This window comes from Saprospiraceae bacterium (assembly GCA_016716185.1).
Classification (GTDB): Bacteria; Bacteroidota; Bacteroidia; order Chitinophagales; family Saprospiraceae; genus Vicinibacter.
The window spans coordinates 1,513,340-1,536,430 of the sequence record JADJWV010000002.1 but is presented as its reverse complement, the minus strand read 5'-3'; the positions used below and the strand labels follow the sequence as shown (position 1 = coordinate 1,536,430).

Sequence of the window (23,091 nt, the reverse complement as noted above, 5' to 3'; positions counted from 1 at the left end):
AGGTACTTGTCCCTGATGGTATTCTGTTTATTAATGGTTTCTACTGCAAAGGCCCAGCAGACAAAAAGTCTGGATCCTCAATTAGCTGTTCAGGTCAAACAAACTTTAAAAGAGAATGCAGCTTTATTACAATTTGTACAAAATAAAGGTCAATTGAAAATCGACAGTGTCTTGTATTACCTTGACAGCAAACACGGAACCATTTATATTGAAAAGGACCAAATCAAATTTGTTGCAAAAGAATATATCAACTCCCCTGCACCTGTGGGACTTAGCTCCGATATGATCGCTGAGCAAGATCCTCTTTTAATTTCCGAACACGCTTTTGCTATGCGTTTTAAAAACGCTAACGCATCGCCAAAGGTCCGTTTAGGAGAACAGTTTAGCACGAAATTCAACTATTTTATGAGTAAAAACCCGAATGACTGGGTTACCGGGGTACAAGCAGCTAAAGAATTGACCATAGAAGATATCTACGATGGGGTCGACCTGAGAATTTACAGCAATACCGATGGATCTCTGGAATTCGATTGGATCGTGGATAACGCATTGGACTTTCAAAAAATTCAAATGGAGTTCGACGGTCAGGACAAACTAAAAGTTGATAAAAAAGGCAATCTCGCAGTTCAATTACGGTTTGCAGATGTGAAATTCAATATCCCCGAAGCTTATCAGGTAGGACCTCAAGGAAAAATTCCGGTACTTTTTGCTTTTGATAAAATTGACAATAAAAACATCCAATTTAAAAATTTATCACCACTAAATGAACAACTTCCATTAATCATCGATCCGGTATTGATATGGGGTACTTATATGGATGGAAATGGTACAAACGGAAATAATGGCAACCCCGGTGCTACGTTCGATCAATACTTATATGCAATTCAATTGGATACACTGACCAACATCATGTATTGTGCAGGTGCTACCAATCTTGCAATTCCAACCGGAACTGCCCCATACGACGCCAATGGCTGGAGAAACATCATAACGGGTCTTGATGGGGGCAGCAACAACAACGAATATGTAACTGTCATATACAGAATCAACTCGGCCGGCAATGATCTTCTCGACCTGACACTTTACGGAAATAACTCATCTTCCAACAATGAGACCAGCAGGGCGCATTCTTTAAGTTTATCTCCTAACAGAGTGTTCGTTGGTGGATTTACAAACCACGATTTACCAATGACAGGCAGCCCCTTTGATGCTACGAGAGGCTTCCAGGATGCTTATGTTGCAGTTTTTAGTAAGAATCTCGATACATTTCATTATGCCTCCTATCTGGGCAGCACTACTGGAAACGAAACCTTTGGAACTACTTCTATCCAGGCAATTGATGACTACTCTTACGTACTCGGTTTTACACCGGATGCTGCTTTACCTGCCGCCACTCCAAACTATACTCCTGACGCCAGTGCCTATGATATCACCTTTAATGGTGTTTACGATATCTTCATTTGCAAATTCACGAACCTCAATACCATGAGTTGGGGAACTTATGTTGGTGGAACACAGGGAGACACCTTAAATGATCTGGAGATCATACCCAATGGAAAAATCATCTTTGCTGGTTGGACACAAAGTACAATAACTGAAGTCAATGGGGCGGGTGCCAGTGGCGCAAATACGGATGGTTTGATCGGAATTTTGAGCTCCAATGGCCATACTATGGATTATCTGGATAAATTAGGCGGGGCCAACCGGGACCGAATTTTTGACGTAGAATGGTACAGCGGAGTATTGTATTTTACCGGCGCAGTTGGAACAGGTTTCCCTCTTGGAACAGGGACGAAATACGATGATACGTACAATGGTGGTAGTAATGCACAAATTGGATTTAATGTGTCTGCTTGTGATGCCATCATTGGAAGGGTTGATGACACCGGTGGTTCAGCAAACTATAAAGCCACATATTATGGTCCCCCGGGTAATGGTCTAACTCAAGGATCGAATTCCAATGATCTTGGAAACGGCATCAAACAGGTTACAACAGGAGGCTGCGGAGGAAACACCTCCCAAACATTTATTTTAGTTTGGGGTACTGTTACAGGAGATAGCCTTCCTACAAAAAATCTAAATAACGAAAGTTTCTTTGACTCACTGGGAACCAACGGAGGTGTAGACATGTTTTTTGCGGGTTTTAAAAATACTTTAGATACCTTGGTTTATGCCACTTATGTGGGCGGAAACAATAATGATTATTTAGGAAATATTGGAGATCCCAGAGGCGCCAATCATCTGTTTGTCTACGGAAGTAACATTTATGTTGGTACTACAACCCACTCTGATGGTAATAACGCCCCGACATATATCCAAAATGGATTTGATATTTCAAAGTCCAATGGCACCAATGATTCCCATTGCATTTTCGAAATCGAGATCGCTTCAATCGTCGAAACTGATTTTAGTGATGCTCCACTATGGCTTGGTAAACCATTGCATACAATTCTGTGTAATGACCTGCGAATCGGGCCACTAATAGATGCAGAATCCTCCTCACAACATACCAAAGATGCAGATGGAGATGATACTCTTGGTTCGGATGATGAAGATGGCGTTCCCAATCCACCATCATTAACCGCAGGGACCAACCAAAATATTTCTATTACAGTTGATAGTATAAAAAACACAACTGGCAACAGTGCCACTTTATATGCATGGATCAACCTGAATGGAGATAATATGTTTGGCTTCGAAGTTGCTGAAGCGAGGACTGCGACCATTCCCAATGGTTTTAATGGATCTGTAACTTTGAATTGGAATGGAGTTACTGTCAGTGGCCCTGATACAAACAAATATTTGAGGTTAAGACTTACCACTAACAATCTAATTGACAATGCAGCTACACCGCGGGATGAACGGGCATATTCATCTGCAAGCAATGGTGAAGTTGAAGATTATAGCCTGGTTGAACTCAATTGTCCAGCTCCGGGTTTCGACTCTGCCTGCGTTGCACAAGACACCATCAATGCACATTTTGATGCCTGGTTGCTAAGCGCAAGTGGCGGGGGTGGCTGTGACGGTGTTTTGACCAACAACAATTCCGGACCACCTGATTATTGCGGCGATACTGCCACAGTCACCTTTTTTTATGTAAGTACCTGTGCTCCCGATACGACCATGTGTACTTCAACATACACAATTTTGGTTGATACTTCTGTTCCTAATGTGGTATTGACTTGTCCGATGAATTTGACCATAAGCAATTGTCAAACCCAAACTGCTGTAGATGATGCTTTTGATGATTGGTTAAATACCGCCATGGTAGCCGGAGGTTGCAGCACCATTTTATCAAACAACAATACCGGTGCACCATCAAAATGCGGGGGATCAACGACTGTAACTTTTACTGTAAACTCTGGTTGCGAGCCCCCTGTAACCTGTTCTGCGATATTCACAGTGACAACAGCTCCATCTGCCACTATAACCTGCCCATCTAATCAAACCGAAGGATCTTGCCAAACACAAGCTTCAATCGATGCTGCCTATACTGCTTGGTTAAACAGTGCCAGTTTTTCTGGCGGTTGCCCTGGTGGTGTTTTATCAAACAATGGGGGTTCCGCGCCTTCAAATTGTGGTGGATCCAAAACAGTGACCTGGACCTTGAATTCTTTATGCGATACACTTACCTGCACTTCTGTGTTTACCGTTACTGCAGCACCGGTTGTTACCATTACTTGTGCCTCAAATAACACCCAGGCCTCTTGCCAGACACAGGCTGCCATTGATGCCGCTTATACAAGTTGGTTAAATACTGCTACTTTTTCCGGAGGTTGCAATGCTGCCATTTCAAACAATGGTGGATCAGCTCCTCCAGCTTGCGGTGGGTCCAAAACAGTGACTTGGACGGTTACTTCTTTATGTCAGGCTAACGTAAGTTGTTCAGCGGTATTTACAGTTAACGCTGCACCCTTACTCACCTTATTCTGCCCAATCAACGTTACGGAAGCTTCTTGCCAAACCCAGGCCAGCATCAATACAAAATTCACCAACTGGTTAAATTCAGTGAGTTCTACTGGCGGATGTTTTGTTGGGATCTCAAATAACAACAGTGGAGCACCATCGGCTTGTGGAGGTGCAGTAACTGTAACGTTCACTGCAACCAGTGCATGCGAAGCACCCAAAACCTGTAGTGCAGTATTTACAGTTACGGCAGCTCCCGGACTAAGTGTGACCTGCGCGACAAACACAACTCAGGCTGCGTGCCAAACACAAGCAGCTATTGATGCTGCATACACCGCATGGTTGGCCACTACCACCACATCTGGTGGCTGTAATGTAAATATTTCTCATAATGGAGGTTCTCCACCTAATTTCTGCGGCGGTTCTAAAACGGTAACCTGGACTATAACCTCAACTTGTGCAGCGACCACTACATGTAGTGCAGTGTTTACCGTTACAGCAACTCCAAACATCAATTTAACTTGCGCTACCAATACTACACATGCTCCATGTCAAAGTCAGGCTACAATAGATGCTGCATATGCAGCTTGGTTGGCTTCTGCTACTTTTACCGGTGGATGCAACGCCGCTATATCAAATAATGGTGGTTCTCCACCTTCTGCTTGCGGAGGCACTAAAACGGTAACCTGGACGGTCACTTCAAGTTGCCAAGCTGATGTCACCTGTTCAGCTATCTTTTCAGTTTCAACTGCTGCTTCAGTAGCCCTAACTTGTGCTACAAACAATACACAGACAGCTTGCCAATCACAAGCAGCAATAAATGCGGCTTATACAGCATGGTTGGCTTCCTCAACTTTTACAGGTGGTTGCAATGCGACAATTTCCAATAATGGTGGTTCTGCCCCCTTCGCTTGTGGTGGATCTAAAACCGTTACCTGGACCGTGACTTCTACTTGCGATACAGACAAAACATGTTCAGCCGTTTTTACTGTTTCAGCGGCCACTCCTGTGAGTCTGACGTGTGCAATTAATAATACTCAAGCAGCCTGTCAAACACAGGCAGCTATCGATGCGGCTTATGCCACATGGCTTACTTCAGCCACATTTACCGGTGGATGCAATGCTGCCATTTCCAACAACGGGGGTTCTGCCCCACCCGCCTGCGGAGGCTCCAAAACCGTAACCTGGACAGTGACCTCTACTTGTGATGTCAATAAAACCTGTTCTGCAGTATTTACTGTAACTGATGCTCCTGTTATCGCACTGACTTGTGCCAACAATAACACTCAGGCCTCATGTCAATCTCAGGCCGCGATTGATGCTGCTTACGCATCCTGGCTTACTTCAACTTCGTTTACCGGTGGTTGCAATGCTACCATGAGCAACGACGGTGGTTCTGCCCCACCCGCCTGTGGTGGTTCCAAAACAGTAACCTGGACGGTGACTTCAACATGTGAAGTGGACAGAACTTGTTCTGCGGTCTTTACGGTTACTACAGCTCCTGCGGTCGTTCTCAACTGTCCCATGAATGTTTCAGAACCGGCTTGTCAATCAAAAGTGGTCATTGAAGGAAAATTCAATACCTGGCTGAATTCTGTAAGCTTTAGCGGTGGTTGCAATGCCAGCATTTCCAATAACAATTCGGGCGATTTTCCACCATGCGGTGGTGGTAAAACGGTGACCTGGACGGTAACCAGCAGTTGCGAATCTCCGGTCACTTGTTCGGCATCGTTTACAGTTGAATTTGATACCATCGTGCCTACATTTACCAAGCCTGCTGATGTTACTATTTATAAAGGCAATGATAATCCGGATACAACTACTTTGGTTAATTACAGCTTCAATTCCGGAACAAGTTACGATGGCCTCTGCCCTGAATTATTTGCAGGTATTGCTTCCGAAGTCGATGCAAGTTCCAACGTATTTAAAACAGATATTGGTGTAGCATCGGGTTCTCTGGCATATACTCAAAATACCATTGGAGGAAGTGCGCTCCTGGTCGATTCATCTCACACTTCTGGTCATTGGCAGTTTAATCTGACTGGTGAAAACTTACCCAAAGCAACAGATATCGCTGTTTATATTCAGGCCAGAAAAAATGGCATCAACAGTGCTGATAATCTGGTATTGCAATACAGTCTGAATGGAACTACGTGGACCACGTTCAGAACCAAAGCATTGACCTTGGCAACATGGATTCAGGATACCGCAACCATTACCGGTGTTGCAAACCCGGATTCATTATTCCTCAGAGTCACCTATTCAGGAGGAAACACGGGTTCCAATCCTAAATCTTTACTCCTGGATAATTTCCAGGTAAGGGCAAACATGTGTTGCGTATTCGATGCTTCTCCAAACAAAACCGGAGATGTGACCGATGAATTCGACAGCTGTAATCCGGATATAGAAGCCACTTACTGCGATTCTATTGTAAACTCACCCTGTGAAGGTTCGCACATCATTTACCGGACTTGGACCTTAATGGATAGTTGTGGAAATACAGCTCCGTCGCAACTCCAAACGATTACCGTCAGCGACAGCAGCCGTCCAACATTTATGCTTCCGCCAAATGTCACCATCTATCAGGGTACTGCTACAACCGATACGTTCACATTGGTGAATTACGATTTCAATAATGGAACTTCCTATTCCAAACTATCACCGAAGTTACATTTTGGAATTACTTCAAAAATTGATACAACATCCAATCCATTTAAATTGGATAGCGGTACAGTTACAGGAACCCTTGCGTTTACAAATAATCCGATTGCACGATGGGCACTACGCGTTGATACATCCAATAATCCGGGCTATTGGCAATTTAATATCAAAGGGGGAACGCTTCCCATTTGCTCCGAATTTGAAATCTATACCCAAACTTATAAGAAAGACGAAAACAGCTCTGATACCATTTATTATTATTACAGCATTGATAGTGTGGTGTGGAATAAATTCCATCAATATACCACACTTGAAGATGTATGGGTGCAGGACACTGCCAAACTACCAATCACAACCAGCATTTCCAATCTGTACATCAGAGTCACGTATTCCGATACTACAGGCCCTGAACCATCTGTTTTGTTGATGGATAATTTCCAACTTCGCGCCATCATCGAATACGATTCCTGCAGTGTAAATCCGTCACCAGATATCACAGGGTATCCAACGGATCTCGAAGACAATTGCGACACCATTCCTACACTTACCTATGTGGATGAAATCATCCCGGGAACCTGCCCCGACAATTATACCATTGAACGGAACTGGATTGCATACGACAATTGCGAAAACACCCGAACTGAAATTCAATTGATCACTATTGAAGACACAACCAGACCAACAATTATATGTCCAGGCAACATTGTTACCATTGATTGCGAAGCCAATACCAGTCCGGATTCTACCGGGTATGCAAGCTCGACAGATCTATGTTCTGAGGACGTAACCGACATTGAATATACAGACAACATCATACCGGGTACCTGCCCTGGTGATTTCACGATAGAAAGAACCTGGACAGCAACCGATTCCTGCGATAACGAAGTCAGCTGTATTCAAACCATTAATGTGGATCCTTTACCGGGTCCAACCATTAATTGTCCGTCAAGCCAAACACATGGACCATGTCAGACCCAGTCAGCAATTGATGCAGCCTATGCAGCCTGGCTTGCATCCGCTACTTTCGACGGGGGCTGCGACTCTGAAATCTCCAATAACGGTGGCTCCGCTCCTCCGGCATGTGGTGGAACAAAAACGGTTACATGGACCGTAACAAGTTCTTGTTCAGCACCGGTTACCTGCACGCGGATTTTTTCAGTTAGTGGATCGCCAACCATTAATTTAACTTGCGCAACCAACAGCACTCAGGCTGCTTGTCAAACTCAGTCGGCTATCGATGCCGCTTATGCATCTTGGTTAACTTCGGCAAGTTTTACAGGAGGTTGCAATGCAGCTATTTCCAACAACGGGGGTTCAGCTCCACTCGCTTGTGGGGGCTCAAAAACGGTAACCTGGACTGTAACTTCCACCTGTGAACCTAATGTAACATGTTCTGCTGTCTTCACTGTAACGGCTGCTCCGGTTATTAATTTGACCTGCGCCGCAAACAACAACCAGGCTGCTTGTCAAACACAATCTGCAATTGATGCAGCATACGCCAGTTGGTTGGCCACGGCTACTTTTACAGGTGGCTGCAATGCCGTTATATCGAATAATGGGGGTTCCGCTCCACCAGCATGCGGAGGCTCAAAAACAGTGACCTGGACGGTAACTTCCAGCTGTGAACCGGACGTGACTTGTTCTGCAGTGTTCACAGTTGCCGATGCTCCGATGGTAAATATTACCTGTCCTTCAAATAATACACAGGCTGCATGTCAAACGCAAGCAGTCATTGACGCAGCGTTCACAAGCTGGCTGGGTTCTGCCAGTTTTACTGGTGGTTGCAATGCGATGTTGTCCAACAGCGGTGGCTCTGCACCTCCTGCATGTGGAGGTTCAACGACGGTGACCTGGACGGTTACATCCAGTTGCCAAACACCCGTTAGTTGCAGTGCGGTATTTACGGTGACCAATGCTCCGGCGGTCGTCTTAAATTGTGCTGCAAACACTACACAGGCAGCATGTCAAACGCAAGCGGCTATAGATGCTGCCTATTCAACGTGGTTAAGCTCTGCCAGCTTTACAGGGGGTTGCAATGCTGCAATCACCAACAACGGTGGTTCAGCTCCTCCTGCCTGCGGCGGATCTAAAACTGTAACGTGGACGGTAACGTCAACATGTGAACCCAATGTCACCTGTTCTGCAGTGTTTACTGTAACTGATGCGCCTGTTGTGAATTTAACATGTGCAAGCAACAATACTCAGGCAGCTTGCCAAACACAAGCCGCTATCGATGCAGCGTATTCCGCATGGTTGGCAACGGCTACTTTTACAGGAGGATGTAATGCAACGATTTCAAATGATGGTGGGACTGCTCCCCTTGCTTGTGGCGGATCTAAGACCGTTACCTGGACGGTAACATCCAGTTGTGAAACACCTGTGACCTGTTCCGCAGTTTTCACAGTAACTAATGCGCCAGTTGTCAATCTAACTTGTGCAACCAATAACACACAGGCTGCGTGCCAAACCCAATCAGCCATCGACGCAGCATATGCCACCTGGTTGGCTTCCGCAACCTTCACCGGTGGTTGTAATGCCATGATCTCCAACAATGGTGGTTCTGCGCCTCCGGCTTGCGGTGGTGCAAAAACTGTAACCTGGACAGTAACCTCAACTTGTGAACCCAATGTGACTTGTTCAGCGGTATTTACGGTAACCAATGCACCTGTTGTAAATTTAACCTGTGCAACGAATAACACTCAGGCTGCCTGTCAAACGCAAGCAGCTATTGATGCAGCATATACGACCTGGTTGGCTTCGGCTACATTTACGGGCGGTTGCAACGCCGTCATCTCCAATAATGGTGGTTCTGCACCACCTGCATGTGGTGGTTCTAAAACCGTTACGTGGACGGTAACATCTTCTTGTGAAGCTAATGTCACGTGTTCTGCAGTCTTTACGGTAACCAATGCGCCAGTTGTTAATTTAACCTGTGCAACGAATAATACTCAGGCTGCCTGTCAAACACAAGCCGCCATTGATGCAGCTTACTCAGCATGGTTGGCAACGGCTACCTTTACCGGTGGCTGTAATGCCGTCATAAGCAATAATGGTGGTTCAGCTCCTCCTGCCTGTGGTGGTTCGAAAACCGTTACGTGGACGGTAACTTCTTCCTGTGAAGGTCCGGTGACTTGCTCCGCTGTTTTCACAGTCACAGATGCTCCGGTGGTGAATCTGACTTGTGCAACAAACAATACTCAGGGAGCATGCCAGACACAGGCTGCAATTGATGCAGCATATTCTGCATGGCTGGCCACGGCAACATTTACAGGGGGCTGTAATGCAGCCATTTCAAATAATGGTGGTGCTGCTCCTGATGCTTGCGGTGGATCCAAAACAGTTACATGGACGGTCACTTCTACTTGTGAGACACCTGTCACTTGTTCAGCTGTCTTTACAGTAACCAGTGCCCCTGTTGTAAATTTAACCTGTGCAAGCAATAACACTCAGGCAGCATGTCAAACGCAAGCAGCTATTGATGCCGCATACACAACATGGTTGGCAACGGCTACTTTTACAGGGGGTTGCAATGCCGCAATTTCCAATAATGGAGGTTCTGCTCCTCCTGCGTGCGGAGGTTCCAAAACTGTAACCTGGACCGTGACTTCATCATGTGAGCCTGATGTCACCTGCTCTGCTGTATTTACTGTAACGGCTGCTCCAAATGTAGTTTTAACCTGCCCAACAAACAATACGCAAGCTGCTTGTCAAACCCAGGCAGCTATCGATGCCGCATACACCACATGGCTAACAACTGTTAGTTTTAGCGGAGGTTGCAACGCAGCCATTTCAAACAATGCCGGACCTGCACCTGCAGCCTGCGGAGGTTCTGTAACGGTTACGTGGACTGTAACTTCATCTTGCCAGGCCAATGTAACCTGTTCGGCCACATTTACAGTGACCAATGCTCCCAATGTAGTATTGTCCTGTGCGAGCAACAGTACACAGGCCGCCTGTCAGACCCAAGCGGCAATCGATGCAGCTTATGCAAGCTGGTTGGCAACAGCGAGCTTTACCGGTGGATGTAACGCTGCTATTTCAAACAATGGTGGATCTGCTCCTTTGGCTTGCGGTGGATCTAAGACCGTAACCTGGACCGTTACCTCATCATGTCAGATGGATGTTACCTGTTCTGCTGTCTTTACAGTAACAGCCGCACCGAACGTAAATCTAACCTGTGCACCCAACAGGAACAGACCTTCGTGTCTTACCCAAACCAATATCAACAACAATTTTGCAAACTGGCTATTGCTTGCCACTTTCAGCGGAGGCTGCAATGCAACCATTACCAATGACAATACCGGACCACCAGACAGATGTGGTGGATCGACCACTGTAACCTGGACCGTGACTTCTTCTTGTCAGTCACCTGTAACCTGCAGTGCCACTTATACGGTTACTGCAGCCCCACCGGTTGTCCTGACTTGTGCAACTAATCTTACAGTAGCTGCATGTCAAACACAAGCGGATGTGAATACAGCATTCACAAATTGGTTGGCAACGGCAAGTTTTTCCGGTGGTTGTAATGCCACGATGACCAATAACAATACGGGGGCTCCCCCTGCTTGTGGAGGTTCAACGACAGTCACCTGGACGGTCACTTCATCGTGTCAGAGCGATGTGACCTGTTCCGCAGTATTTTCTGTAACGAATGCCCCATCTGTAGTTTTAAATTGTCCCTCCAATCAAACCGAAGCAGCTTGTCAGACTCAGGCAGCGATCAATACAGCATTTGCAAATTGGCTGGCAACGGCAACTACATCCGGAGGATGCAATGCTTCCATGACCAATAATAATACCGGAGCTCCACCAGCCTGTGGTGGGTCAACAACTGTTACATGGACGGTGACCTCTACATGTGAGGCAAATTCGACCTGCTCGGCAGTTTTTACAGTTACAGATGCGCCCTTGGTTAATCTTACTTGTGCCATCAATAATACGCAGGCGGCTTGCCAAACCCAGGCAGCTATCGATGCGGCTTATTCTGCCTGGTTGGCAACAGCCACTTTTACGGGAGGATGTAATGCAACGATATCCAATAATGGTGGCTCAGCTCCACCGGCTTGTGGCGGCTCTAAAACAGTGACGTGGACGGTGACTTCGACCTGCGAACCCGATGTAACTTGTTCTGCAGTATTCACCGTTACGGATGCTCCTGCAGTCGTGCTCACCTGCCCGGGAAATCAAACAGAAGCGGCATGCCAGACACAAGCCGCCATTGACAATGCCTTTGCTACCTGGCTAACGACTGTTAGTTTCTCCGGAGGTTGCAACGCAACTTTATCCAATAACAACACCGGTGCTCCGCCTGCTTGCGGTGGTTCTACAACCGTTACCTGGACCGTGACTTCATCTTGCGAGCCGAATGTAACCTGTTCGGCAACATTTACGGTAACGGATGCGCCCGTGGTCGTCCTGACCTGCCCCGCAAATCAAACCGTTGCGGCATGCCAAACCCAAGCTGCAGTTGATGCTGCATATACCGCATGGCTAACAACTGTTAGTTTTAGCGGGGGATGCAATGCAACCCTTACCAATAACAGTCCCGGTGCTCCACCGGCATGCGGTGGTTCCGTGACTGTAACCTGGACCGTGACTTCTTCTTGCGAACCAAATGTTACCTGTGCAGCAACATTTACCGTTACGGATGCACCCGTAGTCGTCTTGAGTTGCGCTTCCAATCAAACAGAAGCGGCTTGTCAGACGCAAACGGCCATCAATAACGCATTTACCGCCTGGTTAGCCACCACCACATTTACGGGTGGTTGCAATGCCACGATTTCCAACGATAATACCGGGGCTCCTTTGGCTTGCGGAGGTTCGACAACGGTAACCTGGACCGTGACTTCTTCTTGCGAACCAAATGTTACCTGTTCTGCAGTATTTACAGTTACAAATGCTCCGCTCGTTAATTTAACCTGTGCTGCTAACCAAACGGAAGCAGCTTGCCAAACTCAGGGTGCAATAGATGCCGCTTATACAGCCTGGTTAAATTCAGCAAGTTTCACTGGTGGTTGTAATGGCATGATTTCCAACAATGGAGGATCAGCTCCACCCATTTGTGGTGGATCCAAAACAGTAACCTGGACCGTGACTTCTTCTTGCGAACCAAATGTTACCTGTTCTGCAGTATTTACAGTCACCGCTGCCCCTGCTGTAGTGCTCAATTGTGCATCCAACCAAACTGAGGCTGCCTGTCAGACTCAGTCTGCCATTGATGCAGCTTATACTGCATGGTTAGCTTCTGCAACTTTTACAGGGGGTTGTAATGCGATGATTTCCAATAATGGTGGTTCAGCTCCACCGGCCTGTGGCGGCTCTAAAACAGTGACGTGGACGGTGACCTCAAGTTGTGAAGCTCCTGTAAGCTGTTCTGCTGTATTTACTGTTACAGCGGCACCAACCGTTTCGATCAATTGCGCTGGAAATCAAACAGAAGCGGCTTGCCAAACACAAGCAGCCATCGACGCTGCTTATGCTACGTGGCTTGCATCGGCAAGTTTTACTGGGGGTTGTAATGCCGCCATTTCCAATGACGGTGGCTCTGCACCTCCTGCCTGTGGTGGCTCTAAAACAGTGACCTGGACAGTGACTTCAACTTGCCAGGGTCCGGTCACCTGTACAGCTGTATTCACCGTACTCAATGCTCCAATAATTGCACTCACTTGTGCTACAAATAATACTCAGGCCGCCTGCCAGACTCAGGCTGCTATTGACGCTGCTTATACCGCCTGGTTGGCAACTGCTACCTTTACAGGGGGTTGCAACGCAACTATTTCCAACGATGGTGGTTCAGCTCCCGATGCCTGTGGAGGTTCGAAAACAGTGACCTGGACAGTCACTTCGACTTGTGAACCCGATGTAAGCTGTTCTGCAGTTTTTACAGTGCTTGATGCTCCAATGGTCACACTCACCTGTCCGACGAACCAGACCCAGGCCGCTTGTCAAACTCAAACAGCAATCGATAATGCTTTCAACGCCTGGCTGGCAACAGCCGGTTTTACAGGTGGATGTTTTGCAACACTAAACAACAACAATACCGGTGCACCTCCGGCCTGCGGAGGTTCAACAACGGTCACGTTTACAGTGACTTCAAGCTGTGAAACCGATGTGAGTTGTTCTGCCGTATTTACGGTGACCGACGCTCCTTTGGTCGTGCTCAATTGTCCGGCCAACCAAACTGTAGGAGTTTGCCAGACTCAAGCTGCAGTAGATGCAGCTTATGCAGCATGGCTCACAACTGTTAGTTTTAGCGGAGGTTGCAATGCGGCCATTTCCAATAACAGTACCGGTGCTCCACCAGCCTGCGGTGGTTCTGTTACGGTGACCTGGACAGTGACTTCAAGCTGCGAACCAAATGTTACCTGTGCGGCCATATTTACTGTGACCGATGCTCCTCCCGTTGTATTGAATTGCCCAGCCAATCAAACTGAAGCTCCTTGCCAAACGCAAACAGCGATTGACAATGCTTTCAGTACCTGGTTAACAACCGTTAGTTTCTCCGGCGGTTGTAATGCTTCCATCTCCAATGGAGGTGGTTCTGCACCATCTGCGTGCGGCGGTTCAACCACGGTAACCTGGACGGTGACTTCGACCTGCGAATCTCCGGTGACCTGTTCTGCAGTATTTACGGTGACCGATGCTCCTCTGGTCAATCTCACTTGCGCCAATAATCAAACTGAACCCGCTTGCCAAACTCAGGCAGCTATTGATGCAGCTTACGCAGCCTGGCTAGCTACCGCTACGTTTACCGGAGGCTGTAACGGAGCGATTTCAAATAATGGTGGTTCAGCACCACCCATTTGTGGTGGATCCAAAACAGTAACCTGGACCGTGACTTCTTCTTGCGAACCAAATGTTACCTGTTCTGCAGTATTTACAGTCACCGCAGCCCCTGCTGTAGTGCTCAATTGCGCATCCAACCAAACTGAGGCTGCCTGTCAGACTCAGACGGCAATTGATGCGGCCTATACAACATGGCTTGCCTCTGCAACATTTACCGGTGGATGTAATGCAATGATCTCCAATGACGGAGGTTCCGCTCCTCCTGCTTGTGGAGGATCAAAAACAGTAACGTGGACAGTGACCTCAACTTGCGAAGTTCCGGTGACCTGCTCTGCTGTATTTACGGTCACCAATGCTCCTGTGATTAATCTTAGCTGTGCTTCCAACCAAACTGAAGCGGCTTGCCAAACTCAGGGGGACATTGACAATGCTTACGCCAACTGGCTGGCAACAGCCACTTTTACCGGAGGCTGCAATGCGATGATATCAAACGACGGAGGTTCAGCTCCACCGGCTTGTGGTGGTTCGAAAACGGTAACCTGGACGGTGACTTCCTCTTGTGAAAGTCCGGTGACCTGTTCTGCTGTATTTACGGTCACCAATGCTCCATTGATTGCACTTACCTGCGCGACGAACAATACCCAGGCTGCTTGTCAGACTCAGGCCGCGATTGATGCCGCTTATACAGCCTGGTTGGCTACTGCTACTTTTACAGGGGGTTGCAACGCAACTATTTCCAATGATGGAGGTTCAGCGCCAAATGCCTGTGGAGGTTCGAAAACGGTAACCTGGACAGTGACTTCTTCCTGCGAACCCGACGTAACTTGTTCTGCAGTTTTCACTGTACTGGATGCACCACTGGTTACACTGACCTGCCCTGCTAATCAGACTGTTGCTGCTTGCCAAACCCAAACCGCTGTCGATAACGCTTACAATACTTGGCTAACAACCGTTAGTTTTTCCGGAGGTTGCTTCGCTGCCATCTCTAATAACAGCGCGGGTGCACCTCCAGCCTGTGGCGGATCCGTCACGGTAACCTGGACGGTCACTTCAAGTTGCGAACCCGATGTGACGTGTGCAGCGATATTTACCGTAACGGACGCTCCTCCCGTTGTGCTTAATTGTCCAACCAATCAAACGGTAGCAGCCTGCCAAACCCAAACCGATGTAAATAATGCGTACAATGCTTGGCTTACAACTGTTAGTTTCTCTGGCGGTTGCAACGCCGCCATTTCCAATAACGCCAGTGGTGCTCCTCCGGCTTGCGGAGGTTCAACTACGGTAACCTGGACCGTGACTTCTTCTTGTGAAGTTCCGGTAAGCTGTTCAGCCTCATTTACTGTGAGCAATGCTCCAGTTGTAGTCATCAGCTGTCCGGCCAATCAAACAGAACCTCCATGTCAGACACAGGCAGCGATCAACGCCGCATTCACTGCATGGGTGGCTTCTGGATCTTTTTCCGGAGGCTGCAATGGCATGATTTCCAACAATGCTGGAATCGCGCCACCAGAATGTGGCGGATCCACAACGGTGACGTGGACCGTGACTTCAACCTGTGAAAGTCCGGTGACCTGTTCTGCTGTGTTTACGGTGACTGATGCACCTGCTGTTGTATTAACCTGCCCTTCAAGTCAAACGGAACCAGCTTGTCAAACACAGGCTGCTATCGATGGAGCTTACACCGCATGGTTAAATTCAGCTACCTTTTCCGGTGGATGTAATTCGGCAATTTCAAACGATGGAGGCTCCGCACCACCTATTTGCGGTGGATCGAAAACAGTAACCTGGACGGTGACTTCTTCCTGTACCAGCCCGGTTACTTGTTCCGCAGTATTTACGGTCACCAATGCTCCGGCAGTGAATCTCAACTGTGCTGTTAATCAAACTGAAGCCGCTTGTCAGACTCAGGGCGCTATTGATGCGGCCTATACAACATGGCTTGCCTCTGCAACATTTACCGGTGGATGTAATGCAATGATCTCCAATGACGGAGGTTCAGCTCCTCCTGCTTGTGGTGGTTCAAAAACTGTGACCTGGACCGTCACTTCATCCTGCGAGAGTCCGGTAACTTGTTCCGCTGTATTTACCGTATCCAACGCACCTGTAATTAATCTTAGCTGTGCTTCCAACCAAACTGAAGCTGCCTGCCAAACCCAGTCGGACATTGACAATGCTTATAACAACTGGCTGGCAACAGCCACTTTTACGGGAGGCTGCAATGCGATGATTTCAAACGACGGAGGTTCAGCTCCTCCGGCTTGTGGTGGTTCGAAAACAGTAACCTGGACCGTCACTTCATCCTGCGAGAGTCCGGTAACTTGTTCCGCTGTATTTACAGTAACCAATGCTCCCGCGGTTAATATAACATGTGCTGTCAATCAAACTCAACCTGCTTGTCTGACGCAAGCTGCTATTGACGCAGCATACACAGCCTGGTTAGCTACTGCTACTTTTACAGGAGGTTGCAATGCGATGATTTCCAATGACGGCGGTTCCGCTCCTCCAGCTTGTGGTGGTTCAAAAACTGTGACCTGGACGGTGACTTCTTCCTGTGAGGGTCCGGTAACTTGTACCGCTGTATTCACCGTAACCGATGCTCCCGCCGTGGTCCTTACCTGCCCGGCAAATCAGACTGAACCGGCCTGTCAAACTCAGGCGGCCATTGATGCAACTTACGCTACTTGGCTAACAACCGTTAGTTTCTCCGGCGGTTGTAATGCGGCTATCTCCAATAACAGTCCGGGTGCGCCTCCCGCTTGTGGAGGTTCTGTCACCGTAACGTGGACCGTTACCTCTTCCTGTGAGGCTGATGTAACCTGTGCCGCCGTATTCACCGTGACTGATGCCCCGGCGGTGGTCCTTACCTGTCCGGTCAATCAAACCTTTGCAGCCTGTCAGACGCAGACCGATGTCGACAATGCATACAATGCCTGGTTATCAACCGTTAGTTTCTCCGGCGGTTGTAATGCGGCCATCAGCAACAACGCCGGCAGCGCTCCTCCGGCTTGCGGGGGTTCCACGACCGTGACCTGGACGGTGACTTCTTCTTGTGAAGTTCCGGTCACCTGCACCGCTTCATTTACGGTAACATCGGCACCGGCGGTAGTCCTTACCTGCCCGGCAAATCAAACCGAGCCTGCTTGCCAGACACAAGCGGCCATCGATGCGGCTTATGCTACTTGGCTTACAACTGTTAGTTTCTCCGGCGGTTGCAGTGCGGCTATTTCCAATAACAGCCCGGGGGCTCCTCTTGCTTGCGGGGGTTCTGTTACCGTAATCTGGACCGTCACCTCTTCCTGTGAAGTACCGGTCACATGTACGGCTTCTTTCACAGTGACCAATGCTCCGGCGGTGGTTTTAAATTGCCCTTCAAATCAAACAGAAGCAGCCTGTCAAACCCAGGCAGCTATAGATGCTGCTTATACCGCATGGCTTGCATCGGCTACATTTTCGGGAGGTTGTAATGCTGCGATCTCTAATGACGGAGGCTCTGCTCCTCCTGCCTGTGGTGGTTCAAAAACAGTAACCTGGACCGTGACTTCCACGTGTGAAGGATCTGTAACCTGTTCCGCTGTGTTTACCGTGACCAATGCTCCTGCAGTTGTTCTTAATTGTGCAGCCAATCAAACTGAGGCCGCTTGTCAGACTCAGAGCGCAATTGATGCAGCTTATACAACATGGCTTGCATCCGCAACTTTTACCGGAGGCTGCAGTGCAATGATCTCTAATGACGGTGGATCTGCTCCTCCAGCATGCGGTGGTTCGAAAACAGTTACCTGGACGGTCACCTCAACTTGCGAAAGTCCCGTCACTTGTTCCGCAGTCTTTACCGTCACCAATGCTCCTGCCGTTGCCTTGACCTGCCCCGCTAATCAAACCGAGCCTGCTTGCCAGACTCAAGCGGCCATCGATGCCGCATTTAATACCTGGTTAAATTCGGCTACCTTCTCCGGTGGTTGCAATGCGACTCTTTCCAATTCTGGTGGTGCCGCTCCTAATGCCTGTGGTGGATCAACTACGGTAACGTGGACTGTAACTTCTTCTTGTGAAAGTCCGGTGACTTGTTCCGCAGTCTTTACCGTTTTGGATGCTCCGCCTATCGTACTTAATTGCGCGGTCAACCAAACTGAACCTGCATGCCAGACTCAAACAGCTATTGATGCTGCTTATACTGCCTGGCTTGCAACAGCTACTTTCACAGGTGGCTGTAATGCCGCCATTTCCAATGACGGTGGCTCTGCACCTCCAGCCTGTGGTGGCTCTAAAACAGTGACATGGACCGTGACTTCTTCCTGTGGTCTGAACGTAAGTTGTTCCGCAGTATTTACCGTGACTGATGCTCCGGCAGTCGTCCTCAACTGTCCTTCAAATCAAACGGAACCGGCCTGTCAAACTCAGGCGGCTATTGATGCCGCTTATGCCACTTGGCTAACAACCGTTAGTTTCTCCGGCGGTTGTAATGCGGCTATCTCCAATAACAGTCCGGGTGCGCCTCCCGCTTGTGGTGGATCTGTCACCGTAACGTGGACCGTCACTTCGACCTGTGAAGGACCGGTGACTTGTTCTGCTTCGTTTACTGTGACCAATGCTCCGGCGGTCGTCTTAAATTGTCCAACCAATCAAACGGTTGCAGCCTGCCAGACGCAGACCGATGTCGACAATGCTTACAATGCATGGTTAACAACTGTTAGTTTCTCCGGCGGTTGCAATGCCGCTATTTCCAATAATGCAGGACCCGCTCCGAATGCTTGTGGCGGTTCCACAACCGTGACCTGGACCGTTACTTCTTCCTGCGAAGGACCTGTGACCTGTTCCGCTTCCTTTACCGTGACTGATGCTCCGGCGGTGGTCCTCACCTGTCCGGTTAATCAAAACGTCGCAGCTTGTCAGACGCAGACCGATGTCGACAATGCTTACAATGCATGGCTAACAACTGTTAGCTTCTCCGGTGGTTGCAATGCGGCCATCTCCAATAACAGTGCAGGGGCGCCTCCCGCTTGCGGTGGTTCTGTCACCGTGACCTGGACCGTTACTTCTTCGTGTCAGATGGATGTCACCTGTTCCGCTTCCTTTAGCGTAACGATGGCTCCGGCTGTGGCTCTCAATTGTGCTGTAAATCAAACGGAGCCCGCTTGCCAGACACAAACGGCTGTAGATGCTGCATTTAACATCTGGTTAAATTCGGCTACCTTCTCCGGTGGTTGTAATTCCATGATTTCCAACAATGGTGGTGCAGCTCCAAATGCCTGCGGTGGTTCCACAACCGTCACCTGGACCGTTACTTCAACTTGTGAGGTTCCTGTCACCTGCTCGGCTGTATTTACCGTGACTGCAGCACCTGCAGTGGTGCTCAATTGTGCTGCAAATCAAACCGAGTCTGCTTGTCAAACACAAGCATCAATTGATGCTGCATTTAACACCTGGTTAAATTCGGCTACCTTCTCCGGTGGTTGTAATTCCATGATTTCCAACAATGGTGGTGCAGCTCCAAATGCCTGCGGTGGTTCCACAACCGTCACCTGGACCGTCACTTCAACTTGTGAGGGATCGGTTACCTGTTCGGCTGTGTTTACCGTAACGGCTGCACCTGCAGTGGTTCTCAATTGTGCTGTAAATCATACGGAACCTGCCTGCCAGACCCAGGCAGCCATAGATACCGCTTACTCCAACTGGCTTGCTACGGCAACTTTTACAGGAGGTTGTAACGCGATGATCTCCAATGATGGAGGATCTGCTCCTCCGGCTTGCGGCGGTTCAAAAACGGTAAGCTGGACGGTGACGTCTACCTGTGAAGGCCCTGTCACTTGCTCTGCAGTCTTTACTGTTTTAGACGCTCCTCCAATTGTCCTCAATTGTGCAAGCAATCAAACTGAACCTGCCTGTCAGACGCAATCGGCCATCGACGCGGCTTATACAGCCTGGTTGGCAACGGCTACATTTACGGGTGGTTGCAATGCAAACATCTCCAACAATGGCGGTTCCGCTCCACCAGCTTGCGGAGGTTCGAAAACGGTAACCTGGACCGTCACCAATACCTGCGGTCCGGATGTGACTTGCTCGGCTGTATTTACGGTGACCGATGCTCCTGCAGTAGTACTTACGTGTCCGGTTAACCAAACGGTTGCGGCTTGTCAGACCCAAACCGATGTCGATAATGCTTACAATGCCTGGCTAACAACTGTTAGTTTCTCAGGCGGTTGCAGCGCATCCATTTCCAACAACAGCAGCGGGGCTCCTCCGGCTTGCGGTGGTTCTGTTACCGTAACCTGGACCGTTACTTCGACCTGTGAATCTGATGTCACCTGTGCCGCTGTATTCACCGTGACCAATGCACCGGCGGTGGTCCTCACCTGTCCGGTCAATCAAACCTTTGCAGCCTGTCAGACGCAGACCGATGTCGACAACGCTTACAATGCATGGCTAACTACCGTTAGTTTCTCCGGCGGTTGCAATGCCGCTATTTCCAATAATGCAGGACCCGCTCCGAATGCTTGTGGCGGTTCCACAACCGTGACCTGGACCGTTACTTCTTCCTGCGAAGGACCTGTGACCTGCTCCGCTTCCTTTACCGTGACCGATGCTCCGGCGGTGGTCGTCACCTGTCCGGTTAATCAAAACATCGCAGCTTGTCAAACGCAAACCGATGTCGACAATGCTTACAATGCATGGCTCACAACTGTTAGTTTCTCCGGCGGTTGTAATGCCGCGATCTCCAATAACAGTGCAGGTGCGCCTCCCGCTTGCGGTGGTTCTGTCACCGTGACGTGGACCGTTACTTCTTCTTGTCAGATGGATGTCACTTGTTCCGCTTCCTTTACCGTCACCGCTGCTCCGGCTGTCGCGTTGACCTGTCCGCCAAACCGGACCAGAGCTTCCTGTTTGACTCAAACCAATATCGATAACAACTTTGCCAACTGGCTGACCCTTTATACACTTTCCGGAGGTTGTAATGCCAGCATTACCAACGACAATTCAGGACCTCCGAATCGTTGTGGTGGATCGACAACAGTTACTTTTACGGTGACCAGCTCTTGCGAAGGTCCGGTGACCTGCTCCGCTTCCTATACTGTTACTGCAGCTCCTGCTGTTGCTCTTAATTGCGCAGTGAATAATACCCAGGCAGCCTGCCAGACTCAAACTGCTATTGACAATGCATTTGCCACCTGGTTGGCTTCCGCTACTTTCAGCGGTGGTTGTGATGCCGCTATTTCTAATACCAATACCGGCGCTCCTCCTGCATGTGGTGGTTCGACTACGGTGACCTGGACCGTTACTTCTTCCTGCGAAGGACCTGTGACCTGTTCCGCTTCCTTTACCGTAACGGCTGCACCTCCTGTTACTCTTACCTGTCCTTCAAATCAGACCGAAGCTGCTTGTCAGACTCAGGCTGCTATTGATGCTGCTTACACAGCGTGGTTGAATTCTGCCAGTTCAAGCGGTGGTTGTTTCCCTGCCATTTCTCATGATGGAGGTTCTGCTCCTCCGGCCTGTGGTGGTTCGAAAACCGTGACCTGGACCGTCACTTCGACCTGCGAGCCCAATTCAACCTGCTCTGCAGTGTTTACGGTCACTGCTGCTCCTGTTGTCAGCTTAAGCTGTCCGGCCAATCAAACCGAGCCCGCTTGTCAGACTCAGGCCGCTATTGATGCAGCTTACACAGCTTGGTTGAATTCTGCCAGTTCAAGCGGTGGTTGTTTCCCTGCCATTTCTCACGATGGCGGTTCCGCTCCTCCTGCCTGCGGCGGATCTAAAACGGTAACCTGGACCGTCACTTCGACCTGTGAAGGGCCCGTCACCTGTTCCGCTATATTTACAGTGACCGATGCTCCGGCTATTACATTAACCTGCCCGGCTAATCAAACCGAACCTGCATGCCAAACTCAGGCGGCCATTGATGCCGCTTACGCTACTTGGCTAACTACCGTTAGTTTCTCCGGCGGTTGCAATGCGGCCATTACCAATAACAGCAGCGGGGCTCCTCTGGCTTGCGGTGGTTCTGTTACCGTAACCTGGACCGTTACTTCGACCTGTGCTCCGAATCTGACTTGTTCGGCTGTATTTACAGTCTCCAATGCGCCCGCAGTGGTCCTCACCTGTCCGGTCAATCAAACCTTTGCAGCCTGTCAGACGCAGACCGATGTCGATAACGCTTACAATGCATGGCTAACTACCGTTAGTTTCTCCGGCGGTTGCAATGCCGCTATTTCCAATAATGCAGGACCCGCTCCGAATGCTTGTGGCGGTTCCACAACCGTGACCTGGACCGTTACTTCTTCCTGCGAAGGACCTGTGACCTGCTCCGCTTCCTTTACCGTGACCGATGCTCCGGCGGTGGTCCTCACCTGTCCGGTTAATCAAAACGTCGCAGCTTGTCAGACGCAAACCGATGTCGACAATGCTTACAATGCATGGCTCACAACTGTTAGTTTCTCCGGCGGTTGTAATGCCGCGATCTCCAATAACAGCGCGGGTGCGCCTCCCGCTTGCGGTGGTTCTGTCACCGTGACGTGGACCGTTACTTCTTCGTGTCAGATGGATGTCACTTGTTCCGCTTCCTTTACCGTCACTGCTGCTCCGGCTGTCGCGTTGACCTGTCCGCCAAACCGGACCAGGCCCTTCCTGCCAGACTCAAACGGCTATCGACAATGCAGCTTTGCCGCCTGGTTGGCTGCCGCTACTTCTCAGCGGTGGTTGTAATGCCGCTATTTCCAATACCAATCTCCGCCTCCTGCTTGCGGT

The 23,091-nt window shown here is 49.1% G+C and carries 1 protein-coding gene; it reads left to right on the top strand.

Annotated features, from left to right (window positions below; all coding sequences use genetic code 11):
- Nucleotides 1-15 precede the first annotated feature (15 nt).
- Nucleotides 16-23,049, top strand: a complete 23,034-nt coding sequence (locus IPM34_07795; protein MBK8955441.1) for a hypothetical protein — start codon at nt 16-18, stop codon at nt 23,047-23,049.
- The last annotated feature ends 42 nt before the right edge of the window (nt 23,050-23,091 follow it).